At 74.3% G+C, this 9,345-nt stretch carries 8 protein-coding genes and 1 pseudogene; 5 read left to right on the forward strand and 4 right to left on the reverse strand.

Going from position 1 to position 9,345, the window contains the following annotated elements; translation table 11 throughout:
• Positions 1-384, forward strand: a pseudogene (locus tag IEZ00_RS37380) (endo-1,4-beta-xylanase); the annotation flags it as partial.
• Between the two features lie 60 nt (positions 385-444).
• On the opposite strand, the gene IEZ00_RS30385 reads toward IEZ00_RS37380, so the two are convergent.
• Positions 445-1,476: a glycoside hydrolase family 113 protein gene (locus IEZ00_RS30385; protein WP_189226803.1), complete on the reverse strand. Its 1,032-nt coding sequence runs from the start codon at positions 1,474-1,476 to the stop codon at positions 445-447.
• A gap of 101 nt (positions 1,477-1,577) precedes the next feature.
• Between IEZ00_RS30385 and IEZ00_RS30390 the strand changes: the two genes are divergently transcribed.
• The gene (locus tag IEZ00_RS30390) at positions 1,578-2,204 is read left to right on the forward strand and encodes a TetR/AcrR family transcriptional regulator (protein WP_189226804.1); all 627 of its coding nucleotides are present in this window, start codon (positions 1,578-1,580) and stop codon (positions 2,202-2,204) included.
• Positions 2,205-2,292: 88 nt separating this feature from the next.
• A complete protein-coding gene (locus IEZ00_RS30395; RefSeq protein ID WP_189226805.1) occupies positions 2,293-2,838 on the forward strand; it encodes a GNAT family N-acetyltransferase in 546 nt (181 codons plus the stop codon).
• A gap of 10 nt (positions 2,839-2,848) precedes the next feature.
• Here IEZ00_RS30395 and IEZ00_RS30400 read toward each other — a convergent pair whose 3' ends face one another.
• Positions 2,849-3,394, reverse strand: coding sequence for a vitamin K epoxide reductase family protein (locus tag IEZ00_RS30400; protein WP_189226806.1), 546 nt, complete (start codon positions 3,392-3,394; stop codon positions 2,849-2,851).
• Positions 3,391-4,125, reverse strand: coding sequence for a DsbA family protein (locus IEZ00_RS30405; RefSeq protein ID WP_189226807.1), 735 nt, complete (start codon positions 4,123-4,125; stop codon positions 3,391-3,393). The genes IEZ00_RS30400 and IEZ00_RS30405 overlap by 4 nt, the downstream gene beginning before the upstream one ends.
• A 104-nt stretch (positions 4,126-4,229) precedes the next feature.
• Between IEZ00_RS30405 and IEZ00_RS30410 the strand changes: the two genes are divergently transcribed.
• Positions 4,230-6,119 (forward strand): cytochrome c oxidase assembly protein, encoded by a 1,890-nt coding sequence (locus IEZ00_RS30410; RefSeq protein ID WP_229796244.1) that lies wholly within the window; start codon positions 4,230-4,232, stop codon positions 6,117-6,119.
• A gap of 22 nt (positions 6,120-6,141) precedes the next feature.
• On the forward strand, positions 6,142-8,373 hold the full coding sequence (locus IEZ00_RS30415; protein ID WP_189226809.1) for a heavy metal translocating P-type ATPase: 2,232 nt from the start codon (positions 6,142-6,144) through the stop codon (positions 8,371-8,373).
• Between the two features lie 18 nt (positions 8,374-8,391).
• Here the strand turns inward: IEZ00_RS30415 and IEZ00_RS30420 are convergent, their stop codons facing one another.
• On the reverse strand, positions 8,392-9,135 hold the full coding sequence (locus tag IEZ00_RS30420; RefSeq protein ID WP_189226810.1) for a thaumatin family protein: 744 nt from the start codon (positions 9,133-9,135) through the stop codon (positions 8,392-8,394).
• Between the last annotated feature and the right edge of the window lie 210 nt (positions 9,136-9,345).

A 9,345-nucleotide genomic window follows, 5' to 3' on the forward strand; every position in this document is an offset into this window, starting at 1 on the left:
AACAACAGCGGCAACAAGAAACCCGCCTACGACGCCGTCCTGGCCGCCCTCAACGCGGCCAACCCGACCACGACGCCGACCACTACCACCACGACCACGACCAACCCCGGAGGCGGCAGCTGCTCCACGACCTACCAGGAGGGGCAGAAGTGGAATGACCGGTTCAACGGTCAGGTGAGCGTTTCCGGCAGCGACAACTGGGTCGTCACGGTCACGCTGAGCGCACCGCAGAAGGTCACGGCCGTCTGGAACACCAGCACCGAACTGGACTCCAGCGGCACCGTGATGACCGCTCGGCCCAACGGCAACGGCAACACGTTCGGCTTCACCATCCAGCACGGCGGCAACTGGAACTGGCCCAGCTTGTCGTGCCGCGCGGGCTGACAGCCCGATGAGCGCGCCCGTGGCCCGGCGCTCCACCGCCGGGCCACGGGCGCGTTCCGGTCAGCCGCCGTAGTGCTCGGCGAGGGCGGCGAAGGCGGCCTTGGGCTCCCAGGGCAGTCCGGGGTGCGCGCCGTCGCGGTGGTCGGCGAGGACCTTGACGATGCCGGGGCTGGCCAGGTCGAGATCGTCGCGGGGATCGCCGCCGGGGCGGTGCGGGAAGCTCTCGAGGGCGAAGAGGAACACGAAGGCGCTGTCGACGCCCTCGGCGTCGAAGACCTCCAGCAGCTCGCGCAGGTAGGTGGCCTGACCCTGCTCGTCCCTGGCGTACTCGGCGTCCAGCCGGACCGGTGCGCCGGTGTCGCTGTCGTGCTCGACGACCTCCAGGACGCGACCGCCCCGGTCGCCCGCGCCGCGGTAGGCCGCCGTGCCGAACTCGGTGATCGCCACCGGCTTGCCCTGCGCGACGAGGGCTCGCACGCCCGCGCTGAACCGGTCGGCGACCTCGGCGGAGCGGTAGAGGTCCACGCCCACGATGTCGAAGGGCGTCCAGTCCACGCGCTCCAGCGGGATGGCGGCGTAGGTGATCCGACCGCCGAACCGCTCGCGGACGAGCGCCGCGGCGGTGGCGAGGAAGTCGTTGACCCGCGCGGAGACCTCACCCACCCACTCGGCCACGCCTCCCCCCTCCCCCTGGCCCAGCAACAGCGCGAGGCGGTCCTCCTGGGTGGCGCCGGGCAGGAACCCCTTGTTCATCAGGCTCAGCTCGGCGCCCGTGACGAACACGACCTCGGCTCCCCGCCCGCGCACCCGCTCCGCCCGTTCGGCGCAGTCGGCGAACAGCGCGAGCATCTCGTCGGCGGTCAGCTCCAGCGGGTAGGGCGAGAACCAGACCTCCAGGCCGAGGTCCGCGGCGCACGTCGCGGCCAGCTCCAGCCGCTCCGGGTCACCGCCGATGACGCGCACGGCCGTGCAGTGCAGGTCGTCGCGGATGACGGTCAGCTCGCGCCGGACCACGTCGGGGTCGAAGCGCTCGCGGGAGGTCGTGCCGTCGCGGACGAAGCCGGTGTCGTAGCTGATGCCCTTGGCTCGCATGGGTTCGGTCCTCTCGATCGGGTGTGGGGGACCAAGGCTAGGAGGAAAACTTGCGTGCGCGCAAGTTTGCGTTCACGCATCTATTCTGCGATGCTGAGGCGGTGGTGACGCGGCGGACGGGATTGCGCGAGCAGAAGAAGCAGGCCACCAGGCAAGCGCTGCGCGAGGCGGCGCTGCGGCTGGCCATGGAACGCGGGCCGGACAACGTCCGCGTGGACGACATCGCCGAGGCGGCGGGGGTTTCGCCGAGGACCTACAACAACTACTTCTCCAGCCGCGAGCAGGCCATCGTCGCCGCCGTCACCGCCGAACGGCAGTCACGGGTCGGCGCGGCGGTGGCCGCTCACCCCGCCCACGTCCCCCTCGCCGAGGCCGTGGTCGAGGCGGTCGTGGAGCAGTACACCGACCAGGGTGAGCGCGCCCGCGACGCGCTGCTGCTGATCACCACCCAACCCGCGCTGCGGGAGGCGTTCGTCGACACCGCCGCCGCCATCGAGGACCCCCTCGCCACGGCCATCGCTCAGCGCCTGGGCGATCCCGACCCGCACACCGCCCGCGTGCTCGCGGCGGGCGTGGCCGCCGCGGTCCGGGTCGCGCTCCAACTGTGGGTGCGGCCGACCGCCGCCGAGGGCGGACTCGTCGTGCCCTCCGGTCCGCTGCCCGACCTGCTGCGCACCACGCTCGCCCCGCTGGCCCCCGCGCTCGACGCCGCCGAGCGGCGGCGCTGAGCCGTCCGGGCCACCACCGCGGACCGGGGTGCGCGCGCTGTATCGAAACACCCGGCTCCGGTCGCGCTCTCGTGGCTAGACTGGCGCGATGGGGGTCGACAGCCACCTGATCGCCGAGGTGGACGCGGCGGCGCTGGCCGAGCACACCGACGGGCTGGCCGCGCTCTACCGCACCTGCTTCTCCGAGCCGCCCTGGTGCGAGCCCGAGGAGCGGTTCACCGGGTTCGCCCAGCGGTTCGCCGCCCACCTGGCCCAGCCCGGCGTCCGCGGCCTGGTCACCCGGCACGGCGACGGGATCGCCGGGGTGATCTACGGCTGGCCCGCGCCGGAGCGGGTGCCGGACTCCCCGTTCTACCGCGCGATCTTCGACGCCGTGGCCCCCGCCGAGCGCCACCTGCTGCGCTCACCGGCGCTGGAGGTGGTCGAGCTCATGGTCGCCCCGCGCCACCGCGGCCGGGGGCTGGGCCGCGCCCTGCTGCGCCGGTTCACCGACGGCCACCGCCGGGCCTGGTTGTGCACCCACCGCGACGCCCCGGTGCGCGGGCTCTACGACACCGAGGGCTGGGCGGTGCGCGGCTCGTTCACCGACCGCGACGGGGTGCCGCTGCTGCTCTACCTGCTCGACCGGACCTGACCGGCGGGCGTCACAGCAGGCTCGTCCAGTAGTCCCAGAACGCGTGCAGCACCAAGCCCGCGATCACGGCGTACCACAGGACCAGCACGGCGCTGTGCACGCGGCGCAACGCCGCGAGGCCGGGCCAGGTGTCCAATGTGGAGTACCAGAACAGCGGGATGGTGACGACCCACACCACCACGCAGTACGGGCACAGGGCGTGGATGTCGTACAGGCCGGCCGCGATCAGCCAGTGCACGAACACCACGCCGAACGCGGTGCCCGCGTTGAGCGCGACGCGGTACCAGCGGGGCGGCTCGAAGCCCGCGAGCACCGCGACGCCCGTGGTCACCACCACGGCGAACCCCGCGATGCCCAGCAGCGGGTTGGGGAAGCCGAACGCCTCGGCCTGCGCGCTGTCCATGACCGACCCGCAGGACACCACCGGGTTGAGCGAGCAGGTGGGGACGTAGGCGGGGTCGCGCAGCTTGGCGATCTTCTCCAGCGTCAGCGCCCCGGCGGCGGCCAGGCCCGCACCGCCGCCGAGGACCAGCAGCCAGGCCAGTGCGCGGTTCATCCGGCCAGCGCCGCGTCGATCCTGGCCCTCAGCTCCCGCTCGGCGTCGGCGATGGTGCTCCCGCCCGCGCTGAACTCCTCCCCGTCGAGGAAGAACGTCGGAGTGCTGTCCACCCCCAGCGCCGTGCCGTCGGCGACGTCCCGGTCGATGACGGCCTGGACCTCGGCGGAGGCGCTGTCGGCGCGGAAGCGCTCCAGGTCCAGCCCGGCCGCGGTGGCGAACTCCTCGAACTTCGCGGTGGCGCGGGCGGTGTCGGCGCTGGTGGAGCGGCCGTCCGTGGCCCAGGTGTCGAAGTTGTCGTAGAGGGCGTGGTACATCTCGGCGTACTTGCCCTGCTTGCCCGCCGCTTCGGCGGCCCGCGCGGCGGGCACCGCGAGCGGGTGCCCCTCCAGCGGGAAGTTCCGGGTGACGAAGGTGATCCGCCCCCGGTAGTCCTGCTCCAGCTTCTTGGTCACGCCCGTGTAGTACGACGCGCAGGCGGGGCACTGGAAGTCCAAGAACTCCACGAGCGTGACTTGGTCGCCCTCGGCCTTGGACAGGGTGTGCGCGTCCGGGGGCACCAGCGTCCCGCTCGACGCGCCGCCCGCGCCGCCGGAGCGGTCGAGGACCAGCACACCGCCGATCACGAGCACCGCCACGAGGACGACGACGCCGGTGAGGACCGCGTTGAGGGAAGGACCGCGCCGTGCGGTCACCGGGTTGCGCTTGTTCGCGCGGGCTGTGCGTGACATCGAACCGATCGCCTCTGGTCGGGGACACCTCTCCCCCAGTTGGTCGGATGACGACCGGAGTAGTTCCGGGAACCACCGGAGATCTTCACCCGACTGATGTAGTCGTGAGGGTTGACAGGGCCGTCCTGCTCGCGGGCGGGGTGGCGGCGGTGTGCGTCACGACCGTGGTGCTCGCGGCCGGTGACGTGCACGGGGCGCTCGGCGACAGCGATCCGGGCCGGGTGGCGTCGTGGCTGTTCGGGGTGGTGCGGCTGATCGCCGACGCGGCGGGGTCGGTGACGGCGGGCTCCCTCGCGTTCGCGGTGTTCGCGGTGCCCGCGCCGGACGCGCGACGGCTGACCGCGCACGCCTATGCGGCGGTGCGGCTGGGCTCGGGCGCCGCGGTGGTGTGGGCGGTCGCGGCGTGGGCGGCGGTGCCGCTGTCGGCGGGCGACGCCTCGGGCCAGCCGCCCTCGGTGGTGTGGCGGCACCTGGCCGGGCTGGTGGGGGCGACCGAGGAGCCGAAGGCGTGGCTGTGCGTCGCGGTCGTCGCGACGGTGGCGGCGGTCGGCGCGCGGATGACGTTGTCGTGGCCGGTGGCCGTGCTGTGGTGCGCGGTGGCCGTGGCAGGGCTGCTGCCCCCGGTGGTGGCCGGGCACGTGTCGGTGGGCGCGTGGCACGACGTGGCCACCGACGCGGCGGTGTGGCACGTGCCCGCCGCCGCGGTGTGGGTCGGCATGCTGGTGGCGCTGCGCGGCTTCCTGCGCCGTCCCGGTGTGGCGGACCGGGACCGGGTGCTGCGCCGCTACCACCGCGCGACGCTGGTGTGCCTGGTGGTGCTGGTGGTCAGCGGCTCGGCGATCGGCCTGGTCACGGCGGGCTCCGACGGTCTGATGTCGGGTTACGGGGTGCTGCTGGCGATCAAGGTCGTGGTGTGCGCCGCGGTGCCCCCGCTGCGCACGCGGTGGGCGGCGCGCCTGCCGCTGGGGGTGGAGGTCGTGGTGCTGGGGGTGGCGCTGGGCGCGTCGGTGGGCCTTGCCCACCTGGTGCCGCCGTCGTGGCTGGTCGAGCGACCGTCGGTGCAGCAGACCGTGCTCGGCTACGAGCTGCCCCACCCGCCCTCGGCCGCCGACCTGCTGCTCGGGTGGCGGCTCGACCCGTTGCTGGGCCTGGGCGCGCTGCTGCTGGCCTCGGCCTACCTGCTCGGGGTGCGCGTGCTGCGGCGGCGGGGCGACCGGTGGCAGGCGGGGCGGGTGGCGGCGTGGCTGGCGGGTTGCGCGGTGGTGCTGGCGGTGACCTCCTCGGGGCTGGGCCGCTACGCCCCCGGCACGTTCAGCCTGCACATGGTCTCCCACATGGCGTTGAACATGCTCGCCCCGGCGCTGCTGGTCCTGGGCGGCCCCGTCACCCTGGCGCTGCGCGCGCTGCCGCCCGCGCCGCGCGCCTGGCTGGTCGCGCTGGTGCACTGCCGGGCCGCCAGGGTGGTGGCGCACCCGGCGGTGGCCGCCGTGGTGTTCGTCGCCTCGTTCTACGTCCTGTACTTCTCGGGCCTGTTCGGCGAGGCGATGCGCTACCACTGGGCGCACCAGGTGATGAACCTGCACTTCCTGGTCTCCGGGTACGTCTTCTACTGGCTGGTGGTCGGCGTGGACCGGCCGCCCAGGCCGCTGCCGCACCTGGCCCGCCTGGGCCTGCTGTTCGCGGTCATGCCCTTCCACGCCTTCTTCGGCGTGATCCTGATGAGCGGGCAGACCGTGATCGCCGAGACCTACTACCGGTCGCTGTCCCTGACCTGGGTGCCCGACCTGCTGACCGACCAGCGGCTCGGCGGCGGCATCGCGTGGGCCGCCGGTGAGCTGCCGATGCTGGTCGTGGTCATCGCCCTGCTGCGGCAGTGGGCCGCCAGCGACCGCCGCGAGGCGGTCCGGCTGGACCGGCACCTCGACAGCGCCGAGGACGACCGGCTCGCCGCCTACAACGCCATGCTCGCCGACCTGGCCGGTCGGCGGAGCTGAGCACGACCCCGGAAGGGACGAGATGACCACAGCGGTGGACGGGCCGGTCGAACTGGCCGTGTCCGGCATGACCTGCGCGGCCTGCGCGGCCCGCGTCGAGCGCAAGCTCAACCGGCTCGACGGCGTGCGCGCCTCGGTCAACTACGCGACCGAGCGCGCGGTCGTCCACCTGCCCGCGGGCCTGAGCGCCGGGGACGCCGTGGCGGCGGTGCGCCAGGCGGGTTACGACGCCCGCGTGCGCCACCGCGCCGAGGACGACCGCGCCGCGCACACCGCGGCCGTGGCCGACCTGCGGCGCCGACTGGTGGTCGCCGCGGTGCTGGCCATCCCGCTGGGCAACCTGTCGATCAGCCTGGCGCTGGTGCCCGCGCTGCGGTTCCCCGGCTGGGAAGCGCTGTGCGTGCTGCTGGCCGTGCCGGTGGCGGGCTACTCGGCGTGGCCGTTCCACCGGGCCGCGCTGCGCAACCTGCGGCACGGCTCCTCCAGCATGGACACCCTGGTGTCGCTGGGCGTGCTGGCCTCGTTCGGGTGGGCGGTGTGGTCGCTGGCGGCGGGTTCGGCCGGTCCCGGCTACTGGCTGGGGTTCGGCGTCACGGCCGAGGGCGCGGACGCGGTCTACCTCGACGTCGCCGCGGGCGTGACGACGTTCCTGCTGGCGGGCCGCTACTTCGAGACCCGTTCGCGGCGCAACGCCGTGGGGCTGCTCACCGCGCTGGCCGGGTTGGCCGCCAAGGACGCCCGCGTGCTGCGCGAGGGCGTGGAGCAGTCGCTGCCCGCCGCGCTGCTGCGGGTCGGGGACCTGTTCGTGGTGCGCCCCGGTGACGCGCTGCCCGCCGACGGGGTCGTCGCCGAGGGCGCCTCCGCGCTGGACACCGCGGCGATCACCGGCGAGTCCGCGCCGGTCGACGTCGGCCCCGGCGACCGGGTCGTGGGTGGCACGGTCAACCGCGGCGGGCGGCTGGTCGTGCGCGCCACCGAGGTCGGCGCCAACACGCAGCTGGCGCAGATGAGCGCGCTGGCCGAGCAGGCCGCCCAGCGCAAGGCCGCCGTGCAGCGGCTGGTCGACCGGGTGTGCGCGGTGTTCGTGCCCGTGGTGCTGGTGCTGGCGGCGCTGGTGCTGGGCGGGTGGCTGGCCACCGGCCACACCGCGCGCGAGGCGTTCACGGCGGCGGTCGCGGTGCTGATCATCGCCTGCCCGTGCGCGCTGGGCCTGGCCACCCCGACGGCGCTGATGGTCGGCGTCGCCCGCGCGGCGCAGCTGGGCGTGCTGGTCAAGGGGCCCGAGGCGCTGGAGGCCACGCGGTCGGTGGACACGGTGGTGCTGGACAAGACCGGCACGGTCACCGCCGGGCGGATGTCCGTCGTGGCGACCGCCGCCTTCGGCGACGCCGACGAGCGCGAGGTGCTGCGCTGGGCGGGCGCGGTGGAGGCGGCCTCCGAGCACCCGGTGGCGGCGGCCGTCGTGTCCGCCGCGGGTGCCGGGCTGCCCGCCGTGACCGGGTTCGAGGCGCTGGTGGGCGCGGGGGCGCGCGGCGAGGTGGATGGTGTCCCGGTCGTCGTGGGCACGGCCGGGTTGATGGCCGGGCTGGGCATCACCGTGCCGCCGGAGGCCCGCCGGTGGCTCGCCGGGCTCGGAGCGGCGACCGGCGTGCTGGTCGCCCGCGCGGGTGCCGTGGTGGGCGGCATCGCCGTGCGCGACACCGTGCGCCCGTCCGCCGCCGACGCCGTCGCCCGGCTGCACGCGCTGGGGCTGCGGACCGTGCTGCTCACCGGCGACGGACCGGGCGCGGCCCGCGCGGTCGCCGACGAGGTCGGCATCACCGAGGTCGTGGCCGGGGTGCGGCCCGCGGACAAGGTCGCCGCGGTGGAGGCGCTGCGCGCCGCCGGTCACCGCGTGGCGATGGTCGGCGACGGCGTCAACGACGGCCCGGCGCTGGCCGCGGCCGACCTGGGCATGGCGGTGGCCCGTGGCAGCGACGTCGCCGCCCACGCGGCCGACGTCATCCTGGTCCGTGAAGACCTGCACGCGGTGCCGGACGCGGTCGAGCTGGCCAACCGCACCCTGGACACCATCCGAGGCAACCTGGTCTGGGCGTTCGGCTACAACGCCGCCGCGATCCCGCTGGCGGCCTCCGGTCTGCTCAACCCGCTCATCGCCGGTGCGGCGATGTCGCTGTCCTCGGTGCTGGTGGTCGCCAACAGCCTGCGGCTGCGCGGTTACCGGCCGCCCCGCGCGCTCTGGGACGGCCGGTGACCGCGCCCGCCCCGGCGGTCAGGCCACCGGGTGGAAGGTGACGGTGAAGCCGGTGCACTGGCGGCACTGCCGCACGACCTGGTTGCCCGGCTCGGTGTCGTGCTTGGACCACGCGTACGCCTTGGGGCAGCGTGAGGACAGGGCGTCGCTGTAGGGGGTCCGCGCGTCGCGGTTGGGGTTGGTGCACAGCATCGGCCTGCCGTCGGCCCACCGCGTCAGGTTCTCCGGCGGGCAGTACGGCAGCAGGTTCTCCGGGCAGCCGACGCCGGTGCACTCGGTGGAGCCCGGCGGGGTCACCCCGTCGCGGGCGTCGATGGTGATCGGCAGCGAGAAAGCGTTGACGTAGCTGACGTTGTACCAGGGCGCGAGCCCGTCCTTGCGGTCGAAGTTGAACTCCGCCAGGCTCGCGGGCTGCTCGCCGGTGGTGCAGCGGTCCGCCATCGGCCCGCAGTCGCCGACGCGGCAGTGGAACGTGCTGCCGGGCGTTCCGGTGCAGTCCTGGCGGGCGAAGAACTTGCCGCGCCAGTGGTTGGGGGCGGCGGACTCGGGGATGGTGATGGTGGCCGACTGGCCGTTCTGCAGGGTGGGCAGACCGGTCAGGGCGCGGGAGCCGTCGGCGTTGACCGCGCTGCCGATCCAGATCGTGCGGCCGGACCGGTTGACGAAGGTGACCGTGTGGTCGGCCGCGGCGGTGGCGACGGGCGGTGTCACCACGGCGAAGGCGGCGATCGCGGTGATCACCGCGCACAGGAACCTGCGCATCGCTCCTCCAGGAGGGATCGGTGGTGGAATGCCGGACGACGGTGCGGTCAGGGGACCGAGCGGTAGGCCACACCGGTGGCGTTGGGCGTGGTCCCGTCGTAGAGGCCGGTCGGGCTGGTGCGCGTCGACAGCGAGAACCACGCGAACCGCTCCACGAAGGGCAGGCTGTTGAGCATCGCGGTGGAGCGGCGCACGAAGTCGGTCTGCTGG

The sequence above is a fragment of the Saccharothrix coeruleofusca genome (genome assembly GCF_014648515.1).
Lineage (GTDB): Bacteria > Actinomycetota > Actinomycetes > Mycobacteriales > Pseudonocardiaceae > Actinosynnema > Actinosynnema coeruleofuscum.

What these genes read in the sequence shown, in the direction of transcription:
- IEZ00_RS30385 (WP_189226803.1), bottom strand. Translation starts at nt 1,476, where the DNA reads ATGCGAGCCAAGGGCATCAGCTACGACACCGGCTTCGTCCGCGACGGC.
- IEZ00_RS30395 (WP_189226805.1), top strand. Translation starts at nt 2,293, where the DNA reads ATGGGGGTCGACAGCCACCTGATCGCCGAGGTGGACGCGGCGGCGCTG.
- IEZ00_RS30400 (WP_189226806.1), bottom strand. Translation starts at nt 3,394, where the DNA reads ATGAACCGCGCACTGGCCTGGCTGCTGGTCCTCGGCGGCGGTGCGGGC.
- IEZ00_RS30405 (WP_189226807.1), bottom strand. Translation starts at nt 4,125, where the DNA reads ATGTCACGCACAGCCCGCGCGAACAAGCGCAACCCGGTGACCGCACGG.
- IEZ00_RS30415 (WP_189226809.1), top strand. Translation starts at nt 6,142, where the DNA reads ATGACCACAGCGGTGGACGGGCCGGTCGAACTGGCCGTGTCCGGCATG.
- IEZ00_RS30420 (WP_189226810.1), bottom strand. Translation starts at nt 9,135, where the DNA reads ATGCGCAGGTTCCTGTGCGCGGTGATCACCGCGATCGCCGCCTTCGCC.